This is a genomic window from Sneathiella sp. P13V-1, from assembly GCF_015143595.1.
GTDB lineage: Bacteria > Pseudomonadota > Alphaproteobacteria > Sneathiellales > Sneathiellaceae > Sneathiella.
Window position 1 is genome coordinate 333234 of record NZ_WYEU01000001.1, and the last position, 26410, is coordinate 359643.

The window sequence follows — 26410 nt, forward strand, 5'->3', positions numbered from 1 at the left end:
GTATGAAATCCATTCAGGATCATTATCGAAAGGTGAATGAAAGCAGGGCTGCCGCTGACGAGCTTGTCGCCGGTCTCCCTGCGTTGACGCTTTCGGCTGAGAAACTATCCCGGATGATAATTAATGGACCTCATGGCCGCCGCAGATCTGGTGAAGGACAGGATTTTTGGCAATTCAGGCCTTATGAAGCTGGTGAAGAAGCCCAGCAAATCGACTGGCGACAATCTGCAAAACGCCAATCGCCTCACATCCGCCAAAGCGAGCAACAGACAAGTGATGCGATGTATTTTTGGTTGGATCGCAGCCGGGGTATGTCTTATCGCTCCGACCGTGAAATCAGGAGCAAAGAAGAGTATGGTCTTCTTCTTATTCTCTCACTTGCCATTCTTCTAGACCGAGGTGAAGAGGATTACACTTTAATCAGTGGGGAGCTCTCTCTGTCCCATGGTCAGCTTCATTTGGACCATTTTGCCCGAGCTCTGGTGGAAAGGCGCAAATCCAGCTATGCCTTAAACAAAAACGCAACGAAGCGAACAACGGGTCATGTTCTGATGGTCAGCGACTTCCTGATGAACGAGGAACATTTGGAAGATTTGGTCGAAGAATTTTCTTCCATCGGCAGAAGAGGAATTTTCCTTCATCTTGCTGACCCTGCTGAAATCACACTTCCTTTTGAAGGGCGTATAAAATTCTCTCACTATCAAGATGAAGACACCGTGACGATTGAGAAAGTCTCTGAGGTGCGAGAGGCCTATCAGAGTAGATTCAAATCACACTGCAAGAACATACAGAAACTGGCGCAAAAAATTGGTTGGACCTATCTATTTGCAGATACGTCTGAACCGGCAGTAGATATACTTGCAGAGCTCATGCACCAGGTCGGAGGGCGATGATGTTTTCCTCACTTTCCAGCCTGACATTTGCCTTCCCATGGGTTTTAAGCCTGTTCATTTTCCTGCCACTTCTTTACTGGTTTTTGAAAATCATTCCACCGCGGCCAAGAGAAATTGTCTTCCCCGCGATGCGCCTCTTACTCTCACTCCCAAACACTGAGCAAACAGCCAAATCAATTCCCTGGTGGTTGCTCCTGATCCGAATGTCGCTTGCTGCCCTTATTATTGTTACGCTTGCCGGACCTCGCCTTCACGCTGAAGCGGATCAGGCGCGCTCAGGCCCTCTCGTACTGTTGATAGATAATAATTGGCAGCTTGCACCCAGTTGGCGCGATGCGGAGATTCGCATTTTACAGCTGATCGAGCAGGCGGAGAAGAATGAAAGACTTATTGCATTCCTGCCTTTGGCAACACTGGATGATAAGACCAAGAACACGGTCGATCTCCTGACACCTGACGTGGCAAAATCACGTCTTGGGGAATTGACGCCACTTTCCATCCCGCTTTCGCCGGATTTCAAGCCTGAACAATTGGCCGCCTTAAAAAACCTGACCACACCAGAGTTTGCTTACGTCAGCTCTGGCTTTATCAGCAAAAGCGATGAAAAATCCCATTTGGCTCTTCTCAGGTTTTTAGAAGAACTGGGTCCTGTCACCGTTTATCAATCTGACCTACCGGATGGCCCACACATCATTGCCCCCCCAACCCATCAAGGCAGCCGCTTTGTTATCCCTGTATCCCGCGCGCAGGGAAGTAAACTTGCCATTGGCCGGGTGAGCGGCAAAGACAGCAACGGAAAGGCACTATTTGTAAGAGACTACCTGTTTGAAGCAGGCAAGGATGCAATGGAGGTAGCGATTGATCTACCGGTCTCGCTTATCAATACGATAGAACGTCTGGAAATTGTGGGCGGGAACAGTGCCGCGTCGATCTACTTACTGGATAATCGCTGGCAGAGACCAGAGATTGGAATTGTTGATCAATCAAGGCAGAAAACGTCTCATGCCTTACTGGATGAGTTGCATTACTTAAGGAAAGCACTACACCCCTTCTTCACGATCCAAAACGCCCCAATTGACGAACTAATCGCGGAAAAAGTCCAGATTATTATCTTGCCGGACACAGGCCAATTGCCCCTCATCACTCGGCAAAAACTTACAACTTGGATCGAGCGCGGCGGCCTTTTAATACGCTTTTCTGGCCCTTTACTGGCGGCGTCAGGTACTGATTTCACACCTGTTCGCCTCAGAACCGGCAATCGCAATCTGGATGGCAGCATTTCCTGGAGCAAGCCCGCTGCGCTTGGCCCCATGCCAGAAGACAGCCCGTTTCGCAACCTGAGCATTCCGAAAAATGTAGAAGTTCGAAAGCAGGTATTAGCGGTTCCCTCCTCTGACCTTACAGGTAAAATCTGGGCACAATTGAACGATGGCACACCTTTGGTAACCGCTGCCAAAATGGGAGGCGGTCAGAATATTCTATTTCATACTACGGCCTCAACGGCATGGTCAAATCTGGTATTAAGCGGCCTTTTTGTTGAAATGTTACGTGAAATTGGCTTTCAGGCAAACAATCCGTCTGAGTTCAGATCCGCAGAGGCCACGCTTCCCCCGCTTATGATCTTGGACGGGCTTGGGCGCGCCGTTCTAGGGGCCTATGACATATCACCCGTCGCATTGGCACCCGGTGCATTCCCTGAAGTCAGCGCTGCACATCCTGCGGGGTATTATGGTGACACCACACAAAGAACCGCTTTGAATGTGGGTAGTGCAAACCTCTCCTATAAGATCACTGATTTTTCCAGCTTGAAGGCTCCTATACTACCTCTTGTTACAGAGCAGGAACTGGATCTGAAGCCCTACCTGATCAGCGCCATTTTTCTTCTACTGCTCGTTGACCTTATCGGTCTCCTTTATTTGCAAGGACCGAGCATTGCTCGATTTGGCAAAAAGCCAACAGAGGCACTAACGCTTCTCATTGGTCTGTCCATCTTGTCCTTTTTTATAGGTGCGCCTGAGGCGTTGGCGGAAGAAACTGAGGAACGTATTCTTGCCGCGACGCTGAAAACCAGATTGGGCTATATCGTCACTGGAGATCCTGAAGTCGACCGCATTACGCGCGCTGGAATGAACGGCATCAGTCTGCTGATTAACAAGCGAACTTCCGTCGAAATTGCAGAACCAATGCCCGTAAACTTGTCGGAGAATGAGCTGCTTTTCTACCCTTTTGTCTATTGGCCCATGACAGCTGATTTCCCTATTCCTGATGATAAGGCGATCGAGAAAATCAGAGCCTATATGGCGAACGGTGGAACGCTTGTTGTCGACACACGCAATCAGATTAAGAAAAGTGTTTTCGGCGGCAGCCTGTCAAACAGTCCAGAAAATCGGCGCCTTCAAGAAATCATGGCAAAGCTCGATGTTCCAAGGCTGCGACCTGTGCCAGTGGATCATGTCCTAACTCGTGCTTTCTATCTTATGCAGGCCTTTCCTGGCCGATATTTTGACGGAGAAGTCTGGCTCGCGGATACCGAGGATATTCTGGGGAATGACGGTGTATCACCGATCATCATTGGCAGCAACGATTGGGCAGCCGCCTGGGCCATTGATGAGAGCGGGCGGCCTACAATTGCCGTCTCCCCGGGAGGGCCGCGTCAAAGAGAGCTTGCCCGACGATTTGGAATTAATCTGGTGATGTATACCCTGACAGGTAGTTACAAGTCGGACCAGGTTCATATACCTGCTATTCTGGAACGATTAGGCCAATGATGAATTACGGGACAATAACATCACTTGAACTTGCCCCGCTCATACCAATTGTGTGGATCGGGTTGCTCATGGGTGTTGCCGCTCTTCTTTGTGCGGCTGCTTGGTGGCTGCGTATTGGCGGCTCACTCATGCGGATTTTGGCATTTGGGCTCTTAAGTATCTACCTTCTTAAACCAGTCATGACACAGGAAAAACGCGATCCTCTTCAGGATGTCGCAATTGTCATTGTTGACAAAACTGATAGTCAAAAAATTGGAGGGAGAGAAGACGATGTTTCTAAAACTCATCAAGAGATCCACAACAGATTAAGCGAATTTGAAAATCTTGAGATTATTACAAGCTATGTGCAAAACCCCAAAGCGGGTAGCGGCGCCGAAGATATTGGAACAGCCCTTTTTGAAAACCTGAAGGAAACTTTGAAATCAGTGGACCGGGGCCGCGTTGCAGCAACATTTCTCGTTACCGATGGTCAAATTCACGATATCCCAAAGACCACATCCGACATTTTTGATAATACCGGACCGATTCACACGGCCTTGACCGGAACCAGAAACCAAACTGATCGGGTTCTGGAACTGATTGCCCCACCCACATTTGCTCTGGTTGGTAAACCAATAACGTTGCGTTTCAAGGTAACAGATTACCCTAATCCGTCAGAGGCACGCGCAACCGTTGTCAGCATTGAAGTGGATGGTGAAATCGTCCGACAAATGGCTGTCAGAAATGGTGAGGTGAGCGAAGTTGATATCAAGTTGCCCCATGCAGGAGCTAACCATATCGTCTTACGTGCGGTAGAAAAAGAAAACGAAATTTCGAAGCTGAATAATTTAGCCGTCGCCCAAATCAATGCCGTCCGGGATCGCCTGAAAGTTCTACTGGTCTCGGGGGAGCCGCATATGGGAGAGCGCGGCTGGCGCAATATTCTGAAATCAGACCCCTCCGTTGATTTGGTCCATTTCACAATTTTGCGCCCACCAGAGAAACAAGATGCAACCCCTCTAAATGAATTGTCCCTCATTCCGTTTCCAATCGTGGAATTGTTTGAAAGAAAGCTCTCTGACTTTGATCTGATTGTTTTTGATCGTTACAGAAAACGGGGCGTTCTGACAGATCGATATTTAGATAACATCGTCAATTATGTTGCTGATGGAGGCGCCCTCTTAGAGGCCGCGGGGCCTTCATTTGCAACACCGTTGAGCCTTTACAGGACACCACTTGCCAATATCCTACCTGGCGCCCCAACCGGTGCCATTTTAGAGGCTCGATATACCCCAAAATTAAGTGACCCGGGGAAACGACATCCGGTAACTGGCAGGTTGACGTCCTCCAAAAACAGTCAAGATAACTGGGGACCCTGGTTCAGGCTGATCGATGTACGGAACAGAAATGGCACTGTCCTCATGACAGGAGCTGACGAAAAACCTCTTCTCATTTTGAACCGATTTGGTAAAGGGAGGGTTGCTCAGCTTGCCTCGGATCATGCCTGGCTTTGGGGGCACGGGTTCGAAGGCGGTGGACCGCAATCTGAGTTGTTTCGTCGGATTGCTCACTGGTTGATGAAAGAGCCGGATCTGGAAGAGGAGAAACTTACCGTCACACGGGTAGGCGGTGCGTTAAAGATTGAACGCCAATCCATGGAAGATACGGCGCGATCTGTAACTGTGGATTATCCAGACGGAACAAGGGAGACCGCGCCCTTTTCATCCTATAAAGAGGGAAAAGCCAGTGCTTCTGCACCTGTGAAAGGCATTGGCCTTTATCAGCTTAATTCCGGTGGTCTCAGAACCATGGTAGCTATTGGAAACCTCTCCCCAAAAGAGAACCGCAAGATAAGAACGACGGACGAACTTATTTTCCCGATCAGTGAAGTCACTGGAGGCGGCATGATTTGGGCAAGTGAAGAAGCCCTTCCCTCCCTTCGTTACATGTCGTCCGCTACAAATTATACCGGGCGCGGCTGGTGGGGACTTCGCCAAAATAATGCTTTCGAAATCTCAGGCTACACTCGTGACACCCTGTTCCCTGCCTGGTTTGTCCTGCTTATTCTGGTGGGCCTCCTCATGACCATCTGGTATCGGGAAAGTCGCTAACCGCGCATCATCTCAGCTGCCGGATTTCCTGAAACCATCCCGCTAACACCGTCCAATGCACCTTCTTCCAATGGAGCGATAAGAAAACGCCGCCTTTCAACAGGACCAGGAAGCTCAAGCCCCAAATCTGCGGCGGAAACGAAACCGAACCGTTCATAATATTCAGGATCTCCGACTAGGATAACCCGCTTATGACCAAGTTTTTTGGCTTGCTCCATGCTGTACCGAATGAGCGCAACACCTATTCCTTCTCCCTGATGAGAGGGCTGGACAGCAATGGGGCCCAATAAAATAGCATCATGCATATTTCCAACAAGAAGTGGCCAATAACGGATCGACGCCAGCAACTCACCCTCGTCTGATCGTGCAACAAGGCTCAGCTCCCAGATTGGAAACAGGTTTTTCCGCACTGTGTATACAGTTTTTGTGAAACGATCTTTGCCGAAACACTCATCAAGCAGAATTTCGATTGTTGCCGCATCTTGCGGTTTTTCAGAGAGAATTTTAAACATGACAATAATCCGAACAGGAAGAAATACAGGCGCCCGTTCAGGCTTCAATGTCAGTTATCAATGAAGGGAAACGGGCAGGATCAACGGTTTGCGCAGGGCAGCGCAACCTGTCGTCGTCGTCGAATTATGATCCAGTTCTCGTTCATGCTTTGCGAAATAGCATATCGGCATTCGGAGATAAACTTAAAAATTGCGCCTTGTACCATTGATCGGGCAAATTATATTTGGAATACTCGTTCAAAACGCCATACAGGAATACTGAAAACATGTTCTATGAAGCTTCTGGCCCGCACGGACTCAAACACAATCCATTTAAAGCCCTCGTCTCACCGCGCCCTATAGGCTGGGTCAGTAGTATGGATAAAGACGGTGATCTTAACCTCGCACCGTTCAGTTTTTTTAATGCGATCGCGGATAATCCCCCTCAGGTGGTTCTTGGGGTTAATGGCCCACATCCTGAAGGCGGATCAAAAGATACACTGTCCAATATTCGTGAAACCGAAGAATTTGTGGTCAATCTGGTATCATATGAACTTCGGGATGCCATGAATGCGACATCTGAAATGGTCGCGCGCAAGGTGAACGAGTTTGAATTAGGTGGGCTAACGTCGGCGCCTTCGAAAATGATTAAGGTCCCGCGCGTCAAAGAAAGCCCAGCTAATCTGGAATGCAAACTCCAACAAATTATCGAGTTGCCAACCAATAATCCGGATCACATCAACAGCATGATCATTGGCGAGGTCGTTGGCATCCACATTGATGATGCGGTTATCGATGATGGTATGGTGAATATGGAGAAATACCAGCTTTTGGCGCGCCTTGGCTATAAAGACTACACTTACGTCAATAACGTGTTCAGTCTGGATCGTCCGGATCAGGAAGCCCAGAACAAATACCTCAATCGCTAACTGCCATACCAGTTGCCGCGAATTTCCCTAACCAATTTACGTAAAATTGCTTTTGGGAAGGCTTTGAAATCCGGTGCAGATTCTACAAAAGAGCCTGCGCCGACAATGACATTTTTCATGTAGTAAAAATCAAGTTCGGGCACTTCGTTCAGGATCGTCACCCCGTTGATGGTAACACCCCGTTTCAATGCCAATTGCTTTGCGGCAGCTAGATCTGCACCATGGCTTTGCTTGCCGTCACCAGAAACATCAATAACCCGTCTAAGCGCCGTGCCGGGTGCACTGTTAAACATCGCCAATGAGGCAACGATCGCATCTGCAATAGCAGTACCACCTGCCGGAAATCTCCGCGGCACATATTCCAATCGGTCCGCAAATGCCCCAAGATCCTTCGCACTTTGAAGCACTATCCAATTAGTGACAGGTTCCGCTTGTTCGGGATTTGCCCACTGCAGCATAGCAACCGCAATCCTGCCGTTTTTGCCGCTTTTAATGGCTTCCAGAATTGCGGGATCACGAAAAGCAGAAACATATCCCCGCATCTGCTGATCAAACTCCCTGTAATCAATACTGGAAGACACATCCACTGCCAGAACCAGATGCAAGTCCACTTCTTCGGCAATCACCTGGCGGCAAAATCCTATTAGAACAGACAAAGACAATAAGGAAGACATTAAAAGTCGAAACATGATCCAGCCCGGTTGATATCCAACCATGATAGGCCGGATCATGTTTAAACTATGGCACCTTTATCCCTTTTTCAAACCATCCAGAAACTCAGGTAAGAACAGAGAAATTTCCGGGATATAGGTGACCAGTATCAGGAAGAATAAAAGCAAACCGAGCCAAGGCAATGCTGCCTTCACAACCCACAAAATACTTCGCCCCGTAATCCCGGCGGTCACAAACAGATTAAGCCCCACCGGCGGGGTGATCATACCGATTTCCATATTGACCACCATGATGATGCCAAGGTGAATTGGATCAATTCCATACTGCAACGCAATGGGGAACAGGATGGGAGCCATGATCAACAGGATCGCTGACGGTTCCATAAAGTTACCCGCCGCGAGCAATAACAAGTTCATGACGATCAGGAAACCCCAAGCGGGCAACCCCATACCTGTAATAACCTCAGCAATGATATGCGGGATCCGTTCAGTGGTCAGTACATGGGCGAACAGCATTGCGTTTGCGATGATAAACAGCAGAACAAAGCTCACCTTTGCGCCATCTAAAACAACCTTCTGAACATCTTTCGAAAAGAAACTTACCGGCAAGGCAACAAGTGATTGCCCTGTATTTCGGACAATCGCCGCGCCGATGCTCTCCCCGTCTTTGCGCCAGGGAATTCCTTTCAAAGGCCCCATGTCCCGGTAGCCTACAACAGCGATTGCGAAGGCATAAAACGCTGACACCGCCGCAGCCTCCGTGGGACTAGCCACACCGCCATAAATTGCGCCAAGAATAATGAAGATAAGTAATATCCCGCCCGACGCACTAAAAGCAGAGGAGAAAAACTCTCTCGCCGTTGCCCTGGGCTGTGCAGGTAATCCTTTCACTTTGGCATAGATGTAGATGGCGATCATCAGCAACAATCCCATCATGATGCCCGGGATGAAGCCCGCCATAAACATGCGCGCAGCTGATACTTCTGTTGCAGCTGCATAAACCAGCATCACAATGGACGGTGGGATCAAGATACCCAAAGTCCCTGCATTGGAGATAACACCCGCAGCAAAACTTTCAGGATACCCTGTGCGGACCATTCCTGCGATCACAATAGAGCCGATTGCCGCCACTGTTGCTGGAGAGGAGCCTGACACCGCCGCAAATAACATGCACGCGAGAACAGAAGCCATGGCAAGGCCGCCCTGAATATGCCCAACACCCGCATTGGCAAAACGGATCAAACGTCTTGCCACACCACCCGTTGACAGAAATGCACTGGAGAGAACAAAAAACGGGATCGCAAGAAGGGTGTAATGTTCCGTGAGGTTATCGATGAATTTCAAACCCATCGACGCGATACTGTCACCGGAGAGGAAGTAAATCGTGACAACGCTTGAAAAACCAAGCGCAATTGCGATCGGCATTCCCATAAACATACATAGGAATAATAAGATGAAGAGAACCGCAGCCGTCATTTGCCTGCCTCCTCTTCATTCTTGATGCCAATTTCTTCCAGCGCCTCTTTCGCTTCATCCGCAAGATGGAAGCCATCCTCTTTGCCGATGATCATTTTCCAAAGCAGCTCACCAAAGCGTATAAACAGCAGCCCAAAACCAATCACCAGAATCGAATGAGCCACCCACTTTGGGAACTCCATGTCTTCCAGCTCAAGATTGATTTTATAAATCTTCGCCAGATATTCCCATGACCCGATAAATAAAAGGGCGCAATAGAACATGCACATCAAAACGGCGGCGATAGAAATCAACCGGCGTGTGTTGGGAGGAAATTTTTTAACAAATACATCAACACCGATATGGGCACCAACGCGCACACCATAAGACGCACCCAGCAAGACAAACCAGCCCGACACTAGAAGGGTTAGTTCCTGTATCCACAAAAATCCGGCATTGAAACCAAATCGCATGACCACTTCCAGAAACACCAGAAATGTCATACTGACGAGAAGGAGGGAAATTAACCCCTCCTCCGCTTTATCAAAAATGTTACGCAAAGTGGGTCTCCGCGATTTAAAAGAACCGCAGAAGATTAGTTATTGGAAGCAACCGCTGCGTCGATAAGATCCTGACCAATTTGATCTGCAAATTTCGCCCAAACAGGTTTCATCGCATCGACCCATTTGGCGCGCTCAGCATCGCTCAGCTCAAGAATTGTGGAGATACCGGAATCTTCAATTCTTTTCCGGTCACTGGAGACTTTCTCCGCGGCAATCATGTTACCATGCGCAATCGCATCCTTCATCGCCGCATTTAAGACAGCGCGATCAGCGTCCGGAACACTGTTCCAGAACTCAGCGGATGTCACCACAAGGTAATCAATCAACCCGTGGTTTGAGGCTGTGATATGTTTCTGTACTTCAAAGAACTTCTTGGAAAAAATGTTGGACCAAGTGTTTTCCTGACCATCAATACCTTTTGTCTGCAAAAGCAAGAACACTTCAGAAAACGGCTTTTTAAGTGGCAAAGCACCTATAGCTTCAAACTGAGCAGCCAAAACATCAGACGCTTGAATGCGGAATTTCAATCCGTTTGCATCTGTTGGATTGCGAAGTTCACTATTTGCAGAAAGTTGCTTCAGACCATTATGCAGATATCCAAGGCCCAGCAGGCCTTTGCTTTCCATGGATGCCAGAAGCTCCTGTCCCTTTGGTCCGCTTTGGAATTTTTCTACAGCTGTCATGTCTTTAAACAGGAACGGTAGATCAAAAACCTGTAGTTTTTTCGTATACTTATTGAATTTGGAAAGTGACGGCGCAGCAATCTGAACATCACCAAGCAGCATGGCTTCAAGAACTTTACCATCACCAAAAAGCTGAGAGTTTGGGTAAACTTCGACAACATACTTCCCTGCAAGTTTGCTCTCGACCAGTTCCTTAAAGCGAAGCGCCATCTGACCTTTAGGTGTGTTTTCCGCAACAACATGAGAAAACTTAATTTTCACAGGCTCAGCAGAGACTATTCCTGCCGCAAGCGTCATAGCAGCGGCAACTGCCGCAGTAACGAGTTTATACATGTATTCCTCCCTTGATTTGGAATATTCAAATTAGATTTTTGTTTTAGAGAATATATTTATAACGTTAGCCTCTCAAGGCTGTTTTTTTCTGACATGAAAACACAGTTCAAAATTACTGAGAACAAAGTTGCACCTGTGAGGTTCGGGGAGTAGGCTAATAGCATCAGCTAACGCTCGATATGTAGTTGAAAATCAGCCTTTCTGTAGATGTTCCAGTACCAAGTATTCCATATATAAAAAATTCCCGAACTGACAGGGAATGCCGTCGACAGTTTATCGTCTTTCGCAATCAGGAAGAGAGAACCCATGAAAAAAGCGCTTTACGCGGTTTTGATACTTGTTGGATTAGTCATCGCAGCCGTTATCGCCCTGCCGTTTCTCATACCCGCTGAAAGACTGAAAGAAGAACTCATTCTTGCTGTTGGCGACGCCACAGGACGAACGTTGTCCATTGATGGTGAGTTAGGTGTCAGCTTTTTCCCAACCTTGGGCCTTACTGCCTCAAAAGTGTCTTTGTCGAACTCTCCGCAAAGCTCCAAGCCAAATATGGCCAGTATCGATGACTTAACCGTTGCGCTAAACCTGATGCCGCTCTTGAGCGGCAATGTATCCGTCGACAAATTTATCCTGACTAAACCTGTGATTAGTCTGGAAGTTGACAAAAACGGGAAGAAAAACTGGGAATTTGAAACGGCAGCAAAAGAAGAAGCTCCTAAAGAAAGTGATGCGACTTCTTCTGATGGAGGCTCAGGACTAGGGATTTCGGATTTGAACCTTGGTGATGTTCGTATCGTTGATGGTGCAATCAGCTATATCGATGCACAGAACAATGTGACCCATGAAGTGACAAACGCCAATTTAACATTGGACCTTCGCGGCCTTGATCAACCTTTTAAAACAGAAGGGTCTGCGGATTGGCAAGGTGAGACAATTACTCTCAACACAGAAGTTGGAGCTTTGCGCGCCCTTTTGGAAAACAAGTCAACTTCAGTTGCCGCAAATGTTTCCTCCACAAAGGTTACACTGGATTTCAACGGTGAGGTTGCAAAGCTGGATCCGCTTGCAGTTGGCGGGAAAGTTAATCTGGCGATCCCGTCACTTAAAGATCTGACCGCATGGGTTGGCTCTCCCATGGAAGCTCGGGAGGGCACTTTTGGCCCTGTTTCCATTGAAGGAAATGTTGCCGTAAAGGGGACTACGTACAGCTTCTCAGACGCTAAGATGGCCTTTGATCAGATCACCGGCACGGGAAGTTTTTCCGCAGATACCGGTGGTGCGGTTCCAATGCTAACCGGCATTCTCGACATCCCTGCACTGGATGTAAATCCATACCTACCTGAAGGAACAGGCGAGGCTTCTAAACCTGCTGAAAGTGCTGAAAAACCTATAAATAGCGACGAAAAATGGGATAGCACGCCTATCGACCTGTCTGGCCTCAAAGCTGTCAATGCGGACCTCAAACTCAAAGTCCAGAAAATCCTTGTTCAGAAAGTTAAGATAGATTCAAGTCAAGTATTTGCAAATCTAAAAAACGGTGTACTCAACCTGAGACTAGGTGAGCTTGCTTTGTATGAAGGGAAGGGAACAGGCGAAGTGGTTTTGGATGCCAGTTCATCTGTTGCAAAACTTTCTGAAAGCTTCAATCTTGAAGGGCTTCAACTACTTCCTTTCCTAACTGATGCCGCAGATTTTGATAAGCTTGAAGGCACTGGTCGATTTGATTTCGCAATCACAACATCAGGTCAGTCCCAGAAAGACATGGTCGAGAAACTTAACGGCAAGGGCTCCTTCCTGTTCAATGATGGGGCCATTAACGGCATTAATCTGGCTGCCATGGCCCGGAATGTCACAAGTGCCTTCACAGATAGCGGTGGGGCGCAGAAAACTGACTTTGCGGAATTTAGCGGCTCCTACACAATTACCAATGGTCTTGTTGAAAATAGCGACCTGAAACTGCTTAATCCATTTATTCGGGTTACTGGTAAAGGCACAGCCAATATGCCACCTAAAACGGTAGATTACCGGGTGGAGCCAAAAGTCACGGCTTCCACCGAAGGGCAAGGCGGCAAAGATGCTGGCGGCCTCATGATCCCGATTTTGATCACAGGCAGCTGGGAAGATCCAAAGTTCGCGCCTGATCTGGCCGGCACTATCGGAAATGTTGCGGATCCTAAAGCCTTGAAGGAAAATCTTGAAAATGTCAGCAAAGAAAAGCTGAAAGAGCAGCTCGGTGGTGGCGATATCAAAGATACCCTCAAAAAAGGTCTCGGCGGGTTCCTCGGCAAACAATAAAAAGAGGGGCCGGTTAAGGCCCCTCTTTCCCACTCCATCCTCGAAATTACTTTCGGGATGATTTCTCCTCTATGGGAGCTCCGGCTTCTCTCCAAGCGGAAAAGCCACCGTCAATGTGAGCCACATTTTCAAGGCCCATTGATTTTACTGTATCTGTTGCAAGCGCTGATCGCCAACCAGCGGCGCAGAAAAAAACAAACTTGTTTCCGCTTGCGAACACATCTTTATGATATGGGCTCTCCGGGTCAACCCAAAATTCCAACATACCGCGCGGGGCGTGAACAGCGCCGGGGACAACGCCCTCCCGCTCTAATTCCCTTACATCGCGAATATCCACGAAAGTTACGCTCTCGTCTCCCAATAACGCTTGCGCCTCCTCCACAGAAAGAGTTTCAATTCGGGAATTTGCGTCCGCCACCATCTGTTTGACTGTTTTTTTCATTGGTACTCCGCCGCTCAGGTTGTATGTTTTTTTTAGTTTATGCGCCAACTGGCATTTTATGCTACAGATAACATCAGGGCCGCGCTAGATAGAATAAAAGAAATAAAAATAAGAGGGCATTCATGGACCTTTCATTCACAAAAGACGATAACGCCTTCCGCGAGGAAGTCATCGAGTTTATTAATGAAAATCTGACAGATGATTTAAAACAAAAAATGGCAGAAACCAGAAACAGTTATCTGCCTAAAGAAGATCATGAAAGATGGCAAAAGGCTCTCCATGCAAAAGGTTGGGCTGCACCGGATTGGCCCGTTGAATATGGCGGACCCGGATGGACAACCACTCAGAAATATATTTTTGAAACTGAGATGGCGAACCACAACGCACCTGGCATTATGCCATTCGGCATTAAGATGTGTGCCCCTGTTCTGATGAAATTTGGCAGTGAAGAACAAAAGCAACGCTTCTTGCCTAAAATGCTCGCGAGTGAAGACTGGTGGTGTCAGGGGTATTCTGAGCCAGGCTCTGGATCTGATTTGGCATCACTTGCGTGTAAAGCTGAAGACAAGGGTGACCACTTCCTCGTCAATGGATCAAAAATCTGGACAACCCTTGCACAATATGCGGACTGGATTTTCTGTCTCGTACGTACATCCAACGAAGGCAAGCGTCAGGAAGGCATTTCCTTCCTTTTGATCGACATGAAATCCGAAGGTATCACTGTCGATCCAATTTACACGGTTGATCAGCCGATTGAAGGCTTTCAGGAAGTAAACCAGGTATTTTTCCAGGATGTAAAAGTACCTAAAGAAAATCTGGTGGGTGAGGTCAACAAAGGCTGGACATACGCCAAGTATCTTCTGGAATTTGAACGCGGCAACGCCTATGCCGGTCGCCTGAAGCGCGGTGCCAAGAAAATTCGCGCCATTGCCAGCAACGAAGTAGAAGGCGGCGTGCCGGTTATTGAAAACACTGAATTCCGCAGCAAACTTGCCAAGCTGGAAGTTGCGATCGAAGCACTGGAAATGACCGAACTTCGTATCCTCAGCAAACTGACATCCGGACAGAATATGGGCCCTGAATCATCGTTGATGAAATGCCGCGGAACTGATCTCTATCAGGAAGTTGTGGAACTCGCTATGGAAGCTGTTGGCAGCTATGCCATGCCATTTATCCCGTTGCGTCCTGGTGCCAATGACGAAGGCGTTGGCCCTGACTATGCAAATGGATCCGCTCCGCGATACTTTAATGCACGTAAAGTATCCATTTATGGCGGTTCCAACGAAATTCAGCGGAACATTATGGCCAAACTCATTCTTGGCCTTTGATAAATTGCGGCAGATGGTTTCAAATCATCTGCCCATTCTCACGCGGGTACTATGTTAAAACGCGAAGACCTGACCGAAGAACGTGTCGAAATGCTGATCAAAGAGGCCCGCAAACTAGGCCCCTTTGAAGCATTAAGCCGCGAAGAGCGCGAAGCCAACAGGCGAAATTTTCTGGACGCACGGCCTAATGACGATGACCAAGGTCTCTGGGTCTTTGGATATGGCTCCCTCCTCTGGAATCCGGCTTTCCTTTATACCGAAGACACCCCTGCACGACTCTATGGATATCGGCGGCGCTTCTGCCTGCACCTCACTATGGGACGGGGTAGCCCTGAAAAACCAAGCCTGATGCTTGCTTTGGACACCTCCGGCTCCTGTAACGGTCATGCCTTCTTCGTCAGGCCAGATCAAGTCGATAGCGAAACTACAATCCTCTGGCGTAGGGAAATGATGTCAGGTGCCTATCAACCCAAATGGATTACCCTTTATCTTGAGGGCGGCCACAAAGTGACGGGTATGACTTTTGTGGTCAATAAAGACCATTCCCGTTACATACAGCATCTGGAAGAAGATGAAGTTGTGCGCAGGTTATCTCATGGCGAAGGGCATTTGGGCACAAGTCGGGAATATCTGGAAAATACGGTTGCCCATTTAGAGGAAAGTCAGGTGAAGGATGTCTACCTTCACAGGCTGTGCCGCAAACTGCGGGAAAAATACCCCTTATAAAAAAAATGTCCCGGCACGAGGGGTCAGTGCCGGGATCATATTATCAGCTGGTATTTGGTTTCCCATCTACCAGAGGGGTACTAGGGTACTTGGTACTACAATACGCAAAGGGTACTTCTATACTACTTCCATACTCGGGTACTTGGTACTAGCGGATATCGGGGGGATATCCTGCCTGATCGGATGCGCGCCCGATCAACTGAATACAGTATTGCCGCGGGGCCTTAAAAATTCAAGTAAATTAAAATTTTACAATAAATTCATCAACGAAATTAAATGTAGTATAATAGTAATATTTCACTGTCTCAGGTTGATTACTTTGGTGAATATTTAAGTTTCATAAGTAATTATTTGGTTACACTTTAGTCAGTATATGTAATTTTTTTATTACACACATCCGAATCACCGCTCAAAACTAATGGACAACAAAAAAGGCGCCCCGAAGAGCGCCTTTCAAATTGTGTATGTTTCCCGAAGTCTTATGCAGATTTACGACGACGACGTCCGAGGAAACCAAGACCAGCAAGCGCTGCGCCGAACAGCATTACTGCTGGTGGCAGAGGAACTGCTGTCAAGCGAACATCATCGATGTAACCACCGAGACGGTCAGCTGTACCAGTTGCTTCAAAGATCACATCAACAGATGCGTCAGCTGCAAGTGTGAAAGTCCGTTCGATCAATGTCCAACCGTCGCTCGCAATACCAGTTACGAAGTCTGGGCCAACAGTTGTGTTTGTCAGAACAAAGTCGATACCATTGGTACCGGAGTTATTTGTACGACCACGGTACATGAATGAGAATTTATACTGACCTGCAGTCAACTGAACGCTCTGCTGCATGTCAGAGTTTGTTGTTGTTGCCTGGCCATCACCACCGCGGTTCGGGTCACTGTCCAGCTCAACTTTGTTGAGGCCTTCAAATGCAGTGGAACCACCGATGTTACCGCGTTGAATTTCGATACCAGTACCTGTGAAAGATTCCCAACCAGGAATGTTCTGATATACACCCCAATCTGGGTTACCCAGTGGGTCGATACCTGTCATATCTTCAAAACCACCGTTCTGAAGAAGGTTGACGCCCATTGCGGATGCTGGAGCAGCTGCAAAAGCAACTACGGAAATAGCAGCAGCAGCAACAAGTGCTTTTAGCTTTTTCATTTAAGATCTCCTACTCGTCTTGCCCGGCAATATGAAAATTCTCAAAATACGTTTGAGAAAAGCATCGCACCCTGTTCAGGTACGCGTAACATAAACAACTCTATACAACATATTCATGCTGCGCGGATCTGTTAATACTTTATTAACCAATTGATACTTGCAGGGGATGTTTCGAGTCAACACAACTTTACCAAAGCAGCTTAAAACAAGGTATTTTTTGCCGGATATCGACAAAATTACAGCTATTATGATTAACGAAAATGGTTAATTTCTAATATTTAAGGTTAATACGAAATCGGTTTCATATTATTTATGTTGCAAGTGCGAATCACATATGGATATGCAATTAATCAGATAAAGAGATTCCCATAAGGTACCAACTCTCGCTTTGGAAGTACCTTTTGGCGCACTGTTTTATCGCTAAGGCCCAAATGTTCCTTTAAAATTACGGCAATGACATTGTCCAGATTATTTTCTGGAAACACATCCCGACCCTGATACAGATCACCTTTTGCAAGGCCCGGCCATTTACCCATAATCTTACCACCGCGCACCGCACCGCCCAATAAAATGGCAAGGCCGCCTGTTCCGTGATCCGTACCGCCAGTTCCATTCTCTGCAGCGGTTCGGCCAAATTCTGACACCACAAGTACGGCGGTTCGCTTCCAACTCGCTCCAAGCCCATCCATCAAGGCAACGATCCCGTCATCCAGCGCCTCAAATTGCCGATCCAGTCGCCCAACCTGTCCAAAATGAGTATCCCAGCCGCCCATTTCCAAAACAGCGACCCTGGGCCCTTTTTCTTTTATAAGAAGCGCCGCCGCTGACTTTGCTGCATCTGCCAGACTGTCTTTCCTTGTTTTCCCGCCCATCACATTGCTATCCGGCTGCGGCGACATCATGGCTGTTTGCAGGGATTTCTGAAATGCCGGAAAGTCGCTATAGGCATAATCCAGCCGGTTCAGGAAATCTTCCCCGGTCTCCCGAAACGGGCTTTTGCCATATGTTTGAATTCGCGCCTCCCCCTGCAGGATCAAGGGAAGGTTCGATCCAATGGTAAGCCCTAAACGATCATCATCATCCTTTGGCAATTCAGATATGGCCCGGTTAAGCCAGCCATCTTTCAGCTCAAACGGACTTCGCCCGCCGATCTCCAACACATTTTGCCCGTCAAAATGCGACCGCTCCCGATAGGGGGTAGAGGTGGCGGGGAAAAGCGCAAGCTGTCCTACCTTATATAATTCCGACAATCGTTTGAGCTTTCCATGCAGGGCAAACGCGTCATTAAGACGAATTAGCTTTCTTGGAGCCTCAAAAGATTTCCAAAGCTTGGGACGCAAATTCCGGTAATTTCTATCCGCATACGGGACCAGCGCATGAAGGCCATCCATGCCACCGCGCAAAACAATCACCACAAATCGCTCTTCCATATTCGCAGCGGCAAGACAAAGGGAGACAGGCATGGTTGCCGCAGCCGTCATAGCCATGGTTGATTTCATCAAATTCCGACGATTAATCATGCCCTATCTCCTTTGAAACTCGGCGGAGGCAAATAAAAGCGCCATCCCATCCGATGCGGTTTCGGCCCCCGCCACCATTTTCATCGCCTCGTCAGAGGCCTGATCCCCCACCGCTTCTTTGAAATAACGGGCAGGGTTATGCTCAATCTTCATATTACGGCTCAAACTTTGCCCCCACTCAATTCGCCGCATTAACGCCTCGGGCGTTAGCCAGTGCTTTTCCGTATCTGCCCAGCCTTGGGGGCTATCGGCGTTAAAGGGCACATGCCCCAATGTAACGAGCCCCTTGGTAACTTGCTTATCTTTACGTGGGTAGGTGCCGGTAAGACGGTAAATGGACAAAAGAAGCTCATAGGGTGTTTTCATTTTTGGAAAACCGGGCTGCCAGGCCTCCTCCATGGATACCAGCGCCCGATAAAGGGACGGAAGATCTCCGTCAGTTTTCATATAAACTTTCACAAGCTTGTCCACGGCCCGCGCCGGTGGGTTATCTGCAATGAAATGACGACAGAGCTTTGTCGCGATAAACCGCGCGGTAGAGGGGTGCCGCGCCAGATCTTTCAAGATCCGCACAACCTCCTGCTCCCCTTCCTCGCCATATCTTTTGCCAAGGATGGTCTTCGCGCCCGGCTCGTGAAGGTTTGGGTAGAACTCAAACCCGCCGTGATAGCTGCCACTTTCGATTTTTCGCTTACCGCCCAATGCCCCATGGCTCCAGCCTGTCAGGGCTTTGGCAAATTCGGTGACGTCTTGTTGGTTATAACCACCGCGCACCCCCAGGGTGTGAAGCTCTAAAATCTCCCGCGCCAGATTTTCATTCAGGCTACGTCCGCGCCGTTTACCCGCACGGGAGTTCGGCCCCACGGAAATGGCGTTATCCAGATAAATGAGCATCCCCACATGCCGGGTGGCAGACAGAAGCAGATCTTCAAAACGGCCGAACACATGGGGCCGGATGGCTTCGCGCTCATAGGCGGCTGTGGCCAGACCAACCAGCGGCCGCTGCCCTGAGATGGTGAAATGATTAGACCAGAAATAGACGAGCCGTTCTGCAAAGGGTGTGTTTGTCTCTATCCCATATTGAAGGCGCGCCGCCAATTCACGGCGCAGATTTTGCCGGTATGTCTTTCGAAGGCTTTTCTTCTCATCCTGATCTTTGATAAAGCGTGTCTTGAACACGGCCTTCATGATCTCATCTGACGGCAGGAATTTATCCAGCATCGGCGCTTTCGCTGCGGCAGGGGTGATCTGCGCTTCCAGCCAGGCACACCCTTCCCGGCCAATCACCGCCCCTTCCCCAAACTGCGCCCCCAGCCCAAACCGGTTCAACGCAATAAATGTCGTCTCATCCTGCATAACAACACCTCACATTTACAATGTAACGCGCGTGAGAGGTTTTTCCGTCGGGGAAAAAAGTATGCACCCACCATCATCAAATAAGCAATAACTAAACAGGGGTCTAATGGCAGTTCGTAAAGCACGCTTTGTGTCTAAAGATAGCAGTGTGAAAAACAGACATCTTGTTACAATTCCTTAGGTAGATTAAATTGTAATTCGATTCTATCTTTTTGACGAAGTAAAAGGCCATTTAGTGAGATGCACGAAGAACCAGCCAGAAATAACTTGGGCACGGAAACACAATGGTATGAGCAAAAGACACCAATTAGAGGGTGCAGCCTTTCTCTGCCAGAATTAAAAAAAGCTTGCAAAGAATTGGAAACACTTAACAGAGAAACAGGAATGAAAATAATAAGGGAGCTTGTTAAGCCCGACGATACAACTGAAGCTGCCTTTGATGAACACAAAAAACATCTTCTAGAAGATGCATTTAAAGTAACGTCTCTGTCATTGGTTATGATGGACAGACCACTTATGGTGAGTCTGCGGATGTCTTTGATGCAAACGATCTTCCTCATCCAATCCAGAGGGTGTATTTTACAAATGCCAATGCCTACAAAAGAAATGCAAATGGTGGAGATCCTTCTAACCTGTTTTCAGCTTGGATTGATTTTGACAAACCTCCACTATTTGATCCAAACCCTTTAGTCTCTAGCCCAACCCCTAACGCTAGCATGGCTCTAATAAAGGCTAGTGATCTGAGCTTTTTCCGAGCAGCACAAAAGATTATGGAGGAACGATTTTTTCAAAAGAAAAAATGGTTTTCCTTTGTACATGAAAAGTTTGCTTACGATGCGGGTTTATGGTTTCTGGGGCTACCTTATGCCCTATATTGGATAACCATCTACTCTGAAAAATGGTTCTCTACAGGCAGCAAGTTCCATTCTTTCAATATTGCGTTTTTTATATACAGTTTGGGTTTATCTCTTTTGGTCTATAGAGCCCTGTTTTCCTATTTAAAATGGGCGTTCCCTGTGAATATTCTCAGTGAGAACAAAGACACGGCAATGCGTCATAGAATTTTTTTAGGCGCAATTGTTCTTGGCCTCATAACCGCGGGCGCACAATCATTACTAAAGACCATCTCCGGATTATAGCTCGAAATCACCCTAGTGTTCGCTTTGTAGGTTTCAAAAACTGAGCTACCGAAAGACCTTGTAGTACTGGATAATCAATTCTGGAAAAATGGCTGGGGTGGCAGGATTCGAACCTGCGCATGGCGATACCAAAAACCGCTGCCTTACCGCTTGGCTACACCCCAACGAGGAGCCTTTTTCTATCGAAATAGGCGGGGAAGCTCAAGAGGAAATTTCAAAAAAATTTAAAAGTCCGATTTATCGGAACATTTGCTGATCAAAAAACTGCAGCATTTGAGTAAAAACAATAGGTTCCGCCAGAATATCCCGGGGGTAGAGCATGGGCAGTGTGAGCTTTCGGCTTTGCGGATTTTGGTCAAAATATCGGCTGCATCCCCCTTCAAGGGCGGGCACATAGGCCGAGGTCACCGCAAAAGAGGCGAGCTTGTCCGCATCCCGAAGCCCAGAGATCGCCTGACCACCTCCGCAATCCCATTCCGCAAGAACGCGCCCCTTCACCCGCGCGCCATAAAGATACGCCACTGCGGGGGCCGCCTCCGCCATGCCGATGATGAAGATATTATTCTGATCCGCCCAGCTACGACCTTCCAGCGCCTTTAAGGCGTAATTCAGGGTCGCTTGCCGATCCCGCATATCCTCGGCTGCGCGACCGTGAAGCAGCTTGTTGGGGTCACATTTCAAAGGTCGGGTCAGACGATGACGGCTGTCCAGTTGCAGGACGACAAAACCCTGCTCGGCAAGCCCTTTGATCGTAGCTTCAGACGGGAAGGCCTGACACCCGCCATAAATCATTACCACCGGCCACCTAACCCCCGGATTGGTACCTGAGAGATTATAGAATTTGAGATTGGGATCATTTGTGGTGATCAGGGACCCCGTTGTACCGCGAACGGGAATGGCAAGGCGGGCGCGACGCCAAACACCTTCCGCGTCTGAGTATTTCGGGGCGGCAAAGGTCGCTTTTCGGGGGACAAGATCGGGATTGCCATAATCAGGCCCGCTGCATGCGGCGAGCAGCAGGAAAAGCACTCCTATAAACAGCCCCCGCCCCAATGCGCCTACTCCCTCGCCGTCACAGGCATCAGCTCGGCCCACCAGTCAGGATGCGCTTTGGTAACTTCCTCAAGCACCTTCTGCCCTGCGTTTTTCGTATCAAACTGGCCAAAACAAGTAGCCCCGCTTCCGCTCATCCGATGGAAGAGACATGTCTCTGATTGATCCAGAAAATCCAGAACATCAGCAATTTCAGGAATGAGTGACACCGCTGGCGCTTGAAGGTCATTGGTGAGCGCTTCCAAAGACATCACCAAATCATCCAAACTCTCGGCGGCACCCACTTCTTTTGGGCGCGCTTCCTCTTGCCCTATTGGGTAGGCGAGGGCTTTAAAAATCTCAGGTGTTGAGACAGACTTTCGGGGATTGACCAGCAACATATGGAAATCAGGAAGAGATACTGGATCAGAAAGCTCTTCCCCGATCCCACGCATATATCGCGTTTTGCTGTCAATACAGACCGGAATATCAGCCCCGAACTTTATCCCGATGCCTTCCAATTGAGAGACGGACAGGTTCAGACCCCATAAACGGTTGACCCCCCGAAGGGTCGCCGCCGCATCCGCAGATCCCCCCCCGATGCCAGAGGCGACCGGCAGGTTTTTCTCAAGTCGGATGTGTGCGCCTGTCGTGATGGTGTATTGAGTTTTCAAAAACTCGGCGACGCGGTAGACCAGATTTTCCTCCGCCGGGCCAATCTCACTAAGGCCTTCGCCCGTCACCTCAAGGGTCAGATCATCCGCTTTTTCAAAGGAGAGGACATCCCCGCCTTCTGGAAAAACGACGAGACTGTCCAGCAGGTGATACCCATCAGATCGGCGCCCCACCACTTTTAAGGAGAGATTGACCTTGGGTCGGGCCAGCTCGGTGATCATTTGTCACTGCCACCGTCTGGCATACCTTCATCCAGCTTCTTCTGAATGCCCGGCACCAGATCTTCTTCAGGCTCCAACCAGAGCGCACGCTGCCACTGATAGCGGGCCTCGGATTTGCGTCCGACTTTCCAGTAGGCATCGCCCAGATGATCATTGATGGTGGGATCTTCTGGCTGCAACGCCACGGCTTTTTCAAGCTGGATCACGGCATTTTCAAAATCGGCAAGGCGATAATAGAGCCAGCCGAGACTGTCGACGATATAACCATCTTGCGGGCGGAGGGCGACGGCCTTGATAAGAAGGCTTTTCGCTTCCTCCAGATTTTCACCGCGATCTACCCACGAATATCCAAGATAGTTCAGGATCTGCGGGTTATCCGGGCGAAGCTCCATCGCTTTTTTAAGGTCTGCTTCTGCCTTATCCCAAGTGCCTTTGCGCTCATAGGCGATGCCCCGCGCATAATAGAGGGACCAAAGTCGCGACTTGGCAGAGCCGATATTATCAATGGCAAAACCATAATTTCGCGCGGCCCGGTCCCAGTCTTTGCGGTCCCGGCTTAAATCCGCCAGCACAATCAAAGGCTCAATATTCCCCGGATTTTCTGCGATCAGCTGTTCCAGATTTTGAATGGCCTGATCTTCTTCTCCAAGACGATAGGTGAGCCATGCCACCCGAATGCGGGCATTAAGCGCATAAGGAGAGTTTTTAGGGATCGCACTGTAATACTCACGTGCACGGGCATATTGCAGACGATCTTCCGCCACTTCCGCCAGTAAAATACGGGCAGGTGTAAGGTCCGGACGAAGACGAAGGGCAAAATTTGCCAGAGTGACGGCAACATCATTGATCTGTTGCTGCGAAATGATGCTGGCGGAACTGTAAAGCGCTTCTGCGGCTCCTTCCGCAGGGTTACCGATCAAAGGCTCCAATGATCCGCCCGCTTCCAGTGTCGTAATGATCTTCTGGATGGTTGGGCTCATGGGATAGCGTGTGCGATAATCCGTAAACAGTTTTAAGGCCGCGTCCCGCTGCCCCTGTTCCAGCAGGAAAATGCCATAAGATTGCACAAGGCGCACGGCGCGACCTGAGGGTCCTTTGAGCGCCGCATCATAGGCTTCCCGCGCCACGTCATCCTGACCGGAGGCATGGGCAAGCAGCGCCAGATGATAAGGTTTTAACAGCTTAAAACCGTTATATTTATCCAGCTCATCCAGCGCCTTGTTGGCTTCCAGCAAATTGCCTTGCGCCACCAAAATCCAGGCCTGCAGAACAGGTTTTAAAAGGATGTTAAACCGATCCGGCTGGATTTTTGCAACCCGGCCCGCGGCCTCTTCAAAAGCGCCGGTGCGGATATTCTCAATAGCCAAGACGAGGCGCGCGGTGGAAACCCCCACCAGATTTCGCGCCTCCACCAAACGGGCAAGGGAAATCGCCTCTTCTATCTGCCCATCTGCCAAAGCTGCCTGAAACGCGCTTCCCAGAAGGAGTTCATCTTCCGGGTCATTTTGATAGGCTTTGCTGAAATATTCCCACGCGGCTTCGGTATCACGGGCGCGAAGGGCCTGACGGCCCGCAAGATAGTGTCCGGACAGTGTACCTTCGACAGCTTGGGATGTGCCGCCTTCATCCAGGAAAGTGCCGGGGACAACATCATTTCCTGCCCCAACGGTTGAACACCCGACCAGTGATAGCAACAAAACCCCGCCTGCGGCGCTACGTTTTAGTCTGCTTAACAATCTGGTATTCATGCACACAACCTCGGATCTCATTCTGTTAGATATTGGAAACAGTAAAGTATTCCGCATCCAATGAGAACAAAGATAATTGCTTTTTAAATAAGAACGAGGGGTTTTTTAGGCCCCTCGTGATCAAATCAAAGTTACATGTTTGGATAATTCGGACCGCCGGCCCCTTCAGGGACAACCCAGTTAATGTTCTGGGTCGGATCCTTAATGTCACATGTCTTACAATGCACACAGTTCTGCGCGTTGATCTGCAGACGTGGGTTTGAACCATCATCATCTGTCAGGAACTCATAAACACCCGCAGGGCAGAAACGCTGTTCTGGACCGGCATAGTCTTTGTAGTTCACAGAAACAGGCACACTGTCATCTTTCAATGTCAGGTGAACCGGCTGATCTTCTTCATGGTTCGTTGCAGACAGGAACACGGAAGATGGCTTATCGAAAGAAACCACGCCGTCATATTTTGGATATTCGATCGGCTTGCACTCGCTTGCTTTCTTAAGCTGCGTGTGATCGTCATGCACTTCAAATGTCCAAGGCTCTTTACCACGGAACAGTTTCAGGGAAAGACCTGTGTAGAGTGTACCCGCGAGCAGACCCCAGCGGAAGGCTGGCTTACTGTTACGAACGGTATGCAGTTCTTTGTAAACCCAGCTGTTTTCATAAAGTTCTGGATATTCGGACAGAACCTTAACAGGGGCTTCATGGTTTTCTTTCAAGGCATTAAAGGCGGCTTCTGCTGCCATCATGCCGCTTTTCATTGCGGTATGCGTGCCTTTAATTTTCGGCACGTTCAGGAAACCAGCGGAACAACCAATAACGGCACCGCCCGGGAACACCAATTCAGGAATGGACTGGAAACCGCCTTCGTTGATGGCGCGGGCACCGTAAGCGACGCGCTTACCACCTTCCAGCATTTCCCGCATCATTGGATGGGATTTGAACTTCTGGAATTCATCATATGGAGACAGGTATGGATTTGTGTAATCCAGCGCCACGACGAAGCCCACATAGGCTTGGTTATTTTCGAGGTGATAAACGAAGGAACCACCATAGGTGCTTGTATCAAGCGGCCAGCCAAATGTGTGGAAGATCTGACCTTCATGATGCTTGGAGGGATCCAGATCCCAAATTTCTTTGATACCGATACCGAAAGATTGTGGGTCACAATCTTTACGCAGATCAAATTTTTCAAACAGCGTTTTTGTTAGTGAACCGCGAACACCTTCCGCGAACAAAGTGTATTTCGCGTGAAGTTCCATGCCTGGCTCATGTGTTGGTTTTGGCTGACCATCACGACCAATACCCATATCACCGGTTGCGACACCTTTAACACTGCCATCTTCATGATAAAGAACTTCAGCCGCAGCAAAACCTGGATACACTTCGACACCCAGTTCTTCAGCCTGTTCAGCAAGCCAGCGGCACAGGTTACCAAGGCTGATGATATAGTTGCCATGGTTATGAAGCTGCCCCGGCAGAAGGAAGTTCGGGAACCGCATTTCGCTATGTTCCGTCATAAAATAGAACTTCTCTGATTTCACAGGTGTGTTGAGCGGCGCGCCCTTTTCTTTCCAATCGGGGATAAGTTCATCCAGCGCGTGCGTTTCAAACACGTTACCGGAAAGAATGTGGGCACCTACTTCGGATCCTTTTTCAAGAACGCAGACGCTTAAATCCAATCCAGCTTCCATGCTCAGCTGGCGTAGTTTGATAGCCGCAGATAGTCCGGAGGGTCCCCCGCCTACAACAACGACGTCAAATTCCATAGATTCGCGTTCCATAACAAGCCTCTTCTAGCTATTTATCGTTACTACAGTAGCCCGATACGAAATTATATCCACAAATGCTTTGAGAAAAATCGCGCCCGACTTCTGCTTTTTTTCCACGACACTATATTT

22 protein-coding genes and 1 tRNA gene are annotated in these 26410 nt (G+C 48.7%); 9 read left to right on the forward strand and 14 right to left on the reverse strand.

Annotated elements, in window-relative coordinates; all coding sequences use genetic code 11:
* Positions 1–2 precede the first annotated feature (2 nt).
* The 3 genes from GUA87_RS01665 to GUA87_RS01675 are packed head-to-tail and all read left to right on the forward strand — an operon-like array spanning position 3 to position 5751.
* Complete coding sequence (locus tag GUA87_RS01665; protein WP_193714788.1) at positions 3–893, forward strand: DUF58 domain-containing protein; 891 nt, start codon at positions 3–5, stop codon at positions 891–893.
* Positions 890–3661: a DUF4159 domain-containing protein gene (locus GUA87_RS01670; RefSeq protein WP_193714789.1), complete on the forward strand. Its 2772-nt coding sequence runs from the start codon at positions 890–892 to the stop codon at positions 3659–3661. Before GUA87_RS01665 ends, GUA87_RS01670 begins: the two co-directional genes overlap by 4 nt.
* Positions 3658–5751, forward strand: coding sequence for a hypothetical protein (locus GUA87_RS01675; protein WP_193714790.1), 2094 nt, complete (start codon positions 3658–3660; stop codon positions 5749–5751). Before GUA87_RS01670 ends, GUA87_RS01675 begins: the two co-directional genes overlap by 4 nt.
* Here GUA87_RS01675 and GUA87_RS01680 read toward each other — a convergent pair.
* Complete coding sequence (locus GUA87_RS01680; RefSeq protein WP_193714791.1) at positions 5748–6263, reverse strand: GNAT family N-acetyltransferase; 516 nt, start codon at positions 6261–6263, stop codon at positions 5748–5750. The two genes, GUA87_RS01675 and GUA87_RS01680, sit on opposite strands and share 4 nt — an antisense overlap.
* A 266-nt stretch (positions 6264–6529) precedes the next feature.
* Here GUA87_RS01680 and GUA87_RS01685 point away from each other — a divergent pair, with 266 nt between their 5' ends.
* Positions 6530–7171, forward strand: coding sequence for a flavin reductase family protein (locus tag GUA87_RS01685; protein ID WP_193714792.1), 642 nt, complete (start codon positions 6530–6532; stop codon positions 7169–7171).
* Here the strand turns inward: GUA87_RS01685 and GUA87_RS01690 are convergent.
* Genes GUA87_RS01690 through GUA87_RS01705 form a run of 4 tightly spaced genes read right to left on the reverse strand, consistent with a single transcriptional unit; the run spans position 7168 to position 10876 of the window.
* Positions 7168–7860 carry a DUF1194 domain-containing protein gene (locus GUA87_RS01690; RefSeq protein ID WP_193714793.1) on the reverse strand — a complete coding sequence of 231 codons (693 nt, stop codon included), beginning with the start codon at positions 7858–7860 and terminating at the stop codon, positions 7168–7170. The genes GUA87_RS01685 and GUA87_RS01690 overlap by 4 nt on opposite strands.
* Positions 7861–7920: 60 nt before the next feature.
* Positions 7921–9318, reverse strand: coding sequence for a TRAP transporter large permease (locus GUA87_RS01695; RefSeq protein WP_193714794.1), 1398 nt, complete (start codon positions 9316–9318; stop codon positions 7921–7923).
* Complete coding sequence (locus GUA87_RS01700) at positions 9315–9857, reverse strand: TRAP transporter small permease (protein WP_227711650.1); 543 nt, start codon at positions 9855–9857, stop codon at positions 9315–9317. Before GUA87_RS01700 ends, GUA87_RS01695 begins: the two co-directional genes overlap by 4 nt.
* 35 nt (positions 9858–9892) lie before the next feature.
* Entirely contained in the window at positions 9893–10876 is a 984-nt protein-coding gene (locus GUA87_RS01705; protein WP_193714795.1) for a TRAP transporter substrate-binding protein, read from the reverse strand.
* Positions 10877–11182: 306 nt separating this feature from the next.
* On the opposite strand from GUA87_RS01705, the gene GUA87_RS01710 reads away from it, so the two are divergent.
* Positions 11183–13168, forward strand: a complete 1986-nt coding sequence (locus GUA87_RS01710) for an AsmA family protein (RefSeq protein WP_193714796.1) — start codon at positions 11183–11185, stop codon at positions 13166–13168.
* A 46-nt stretch (positions 13169–13214) separates the two neighbouring features.
* On the opposite strand, the gene GUA87_RS01715 is transcribed toward GUA87_RS01710, so the two are convergent.
* On the reverse strand, positions 13215–13610 hold the full coding sequence (locus GUA87_RS01715; RefSeq protein WP_193714797.1) for a rhodanese-like domain-containing protein: 396 nt from the start codon (positions 13608–13610) through the stop codon (positions 13215–13217).
* Between the two features lie 122 nt (positions 13611–13732).
* Between GUA87_RS01715 and GUA87_RS01720 the strand changes: the two genes are divergently transcribed.
* On the forward strand, positions 13733–14938 hold the full coding sequence (locus tag GUA87_RS01720) for an acyl-CoA dehydrogenase family protein (protein WP_193714798.1): 1206 nt from the start codon (positions 13733–13735) through the stop codon (positions 14936–14938).
* A 51-nt stretch (positions 14939–14989) separates the two neighbouring features.
* Positions 14990–15664, forward strand: a complete 675-nt coding sequence (locus GUA87_RS01725; RefSeq protein ID WP_193714799.1) for a gamma-glutamylcyclotransferase — start codon at positions 14990–14992, stop codon at positions 15662–15664.
* Positions 15665–16143: 479 nt separating this feature from the next.
* On the opposite strand, the gene GUA87_RS01730 is transcribed toward GUA87_RS01725, so the two are convergent.
* From GUA87_RS01730 to GUA87_RS01740, 3 genes are all read right to left on the reverse strand, one after another.
* Positions 16144–16821, reverse strand: coding sequence for a VPLPA-CTERM sorting domain-containing protein (locus tag GUA87_RS01730; RefSeq protein ID WP_193714800.1), 678 nt, complete (start codon positions 16819–16821; stop codon positions 16144–16146).
* 350 nt (positions 16822–17171) lie between these two features.
* Positions 17172–18341 (reverse strand): DUF1501 domain-containing protein, encoded by a 1170-nt coding sequence (locus GUA87_RS01735; RefSeq protein WP_193714801.1) that lies wholly within the window; start codon positions 18339–18341, stop codon positions 17172–17174.
* 3 nt (positions 18342–18344) lie between these two features.
* Entirely contained in the window at positions 18345–19697 is a 1353-nt protein-coding gene (locus tag GUA87_RS01740) for a DUF1800 domain-containing protein (protein WP_193714802.1), read from the reverse strand.
* Between the two features lie 240 nt (positions 19698–19937).
* Here GUA87_RS01740 and GUA87_RS01745 point away from each other — a divergent pair, with 240 nt between their 5' ends.
* Positions 19938–20387, forward strand: coding sequence for a hypothetical protein (locus GUA87_RS01745; RefSeq protein WP_193714803.1), 450 nt, complete (start codon positions 19938–19940; stop codon positions 20385–20387).
* Positions 20388–20413: 26 nt separating this feature from the next.
* Positions 20414–20836: a hypothetical protein gene (locus GUA87_RS01750; RefSeq protein ID WP_193714804.1), complete on the forward strand. Its 423-nt coding sequence runs from the start codon at positions 20414–20416 to the stop codon at positions 20834–20836.
* Between the two features lie 89 nt (positions 20837–20925).
* On the opposite strand, the gene GUA87_RS01755 is transcribed toward GUA87_RS01750, so the two are convergent.
* The 5 genes from GUA87_RS01755 to GUA87_RS01775 all read right to left on the reverse strand — a co-directional run bounded on the left by GUA87_RS01755 (position 20926) and on the right by GUA87_RS01775 (position 26293).
* A tRNA-Gln gene (locus tag GUA87_RS01755) sits at positions 20926–21000 on the reverse strand.
* Positions 21001–21073: 73 nt separating this feature from the next.
* Positions 21074–21931: an alpha/beta hydrolase family protein gene (locus GUA87_RS01760; RefSeq protein WP_193714805.1), complete on the reverse strand. Its 858-nt coding sequence runs from the start codon at positions 21929–21931 to the stop codon at positions 21074–21076.
* Positions 21895–22764, reverse strand: a complete 870-nt coding sequence (locus GUA87_RS01765) for a 4-(cytidine 5'-diphospho)-2-C-methyl-D-erythritol kinase (protein ID WP_193714806.1) — start codon at positions 22762–22764, stop codon at positions 21895–21897. Before GUA87_RS01765 ends, GUA87_RS01760 begins: the two co-directional genes overlap by 37 nt.
* Entirely contained in the window at positions 22761–24512 is a 1752-nt protein-coding gene (locus GUA87_RS01770; protein WP_193714807.1) for a tetratricopeptide repeat protein, read from the reverse strand. The genes GUA87_RS01765 and GUA87_RS01770 overlap by 4 nt, the downstream gene beginning before the upstream one ends.
* A gap of 131 nt (positions 24513–24643) precedes the next feature.
* A complete protein-coding gene (locus GUA87_RS01775; RefSeq protein WP_193714808.1) occupies positions 24644–26293 on the reverse strand; it encodes an electron transfer flavoprotein-ubiquinone oxidoreductase in 1650 nt (549 codons plus the stop codon).
* Positions 26294–26410 lie beyond the last annotated feature (117 nt).

Coding starts and splice junctions, on each gene's coding strand:
- GUA87_RS01685 (WP_193714792.1), top strand. CDS start 6,530: ATGTTCTATGAAGCTTCTGGCCCGCACGGACTCAAACACAATCCATTT.
- GUA87_RS01765 (WP_193714806.1), bottom strand. CDS start 22,764: ATGATCACCGAGCTGGCCCGACCCAAGGTCAATCTCTCCTTAAAAGTG.
- GUA87_RS01775 (WP_193714808.1), bottom strand. CDS start 26,293: ATGGAACGCGAATCTATGGAATTTGACGTCGTTGTTGTAGGCGGGGGA.
- GUA87_RS01680 (WP_193714791.1), bottom strand. CDS start 6,263: ATGTTTAAAATTCTCTCTGAAAAACCGCAAGATGCGGCAACAATCGAA.
- GUA87_RS01710 (WP_193714796.1), top strand. CDS start 11,183: ATGAAAAAAGCGCTTTACGCGGTTTTGATACTTGTTGGATTAGTCATC.
- GUA87_RS01720 (WP_193714798.1), top strand. CDS start 13,733: ATGGACCTTTCATTCACAAAAGACGATAACGCCTTCCGCGAGGAAGTC.
- GUA87_RS01665 (WP_193714788.1), top strand. CDS start 3: ATGAAATCCATTCAGGATCATTATCGAAAGGTGAATGAAAGCAGGGCT.
- GUA87_RS01735 (WP_193714801.1), bottom strand. CDS start 18,341: ATGATTAATCGTCGGAATTTGATGAAATCAACCATGGCTATGACGGCT.
- GUA87_RS01695 (WP_193714794.1), bottom strand. CDS start 9,318: ATGACGGCTGCGGTTCTCTTCATCTTATTATTCCTATGTATGTTTATG.
- GUA87_RS01770 (WP_193714807.1), bottom strand. CDS start 24,512: ATGAATACCAGATTGTTAAGCAGACTAAAACGTAGCGCCGCAGGCGGG.
- GUA87_RS01730 (WP_193714800.1), bottom strand. CDS start 16,821: ATGAAAAAGCTAAAAGCACTTGTTGCTGCTGCTGCTATTTCCGTAGTT.
- GUA87_RS01750 (WP_193714804.1), top strand. CDS start 20,414: ATGGCTCTAATAAAGGCTAGTGATCTGAGCTTTTTCCGAGCAGCACAA.
- GUA87_RS01740 (WP_193714802.1), bottom strand. CDS start 19,697: ATGCAGGATGAGACGACATTTATTGCGTTGAACCGGTTTGGGCTGGGG.
- GUA87_RS01705 (WP_193714795.1), bottom strand. CDS start 10,876: ATGTATAAACTCGTTACTGCGGCAGTTGCCGCTGCTATGACGCTTGCG.
- GUA87_RS01670 (WP_193714789.1), top strand. CDS start 890: ATGATGTTTTCCTCACTTTCCAGCCTGACATTTGCCTTCCCATGGGTT.
- GUA87_RS01725 (WP_193714799.1), top strand. CDS start 14,990: ATGTTAAAACGCGAAGACCTGACCGAAGAACGTGTCGAAATGCTGATC.
- GUA87_RS01675 (WP_193714790.1), top strand. CDS start 3,658: ATGATGAATTACGGGACAATAACATCACTTGAACTTGCCCCGCTCATA.
- GUA87_RS01690 (WP_193714793.1), bottom strand. CDS start 7,860: ATGTTTCGACTTTTAATGTCTTCCTTATTGTCTTTGTCTGTTCTAATA.
- GUA87_RS01715 (WP_193714797.1), bottom strand. CDS start 13,610: ATGAAAAAAACAGTCAAACAGATGGTGGCGGACGCAAATTCCCGAATT.
- GUA87_RS01745 (WP_193714803.1), top strand. CDS start 19,938: ATGCACGAAGAACCAGCCAGAAATAACTTGGGCACGGAAACACAATGG.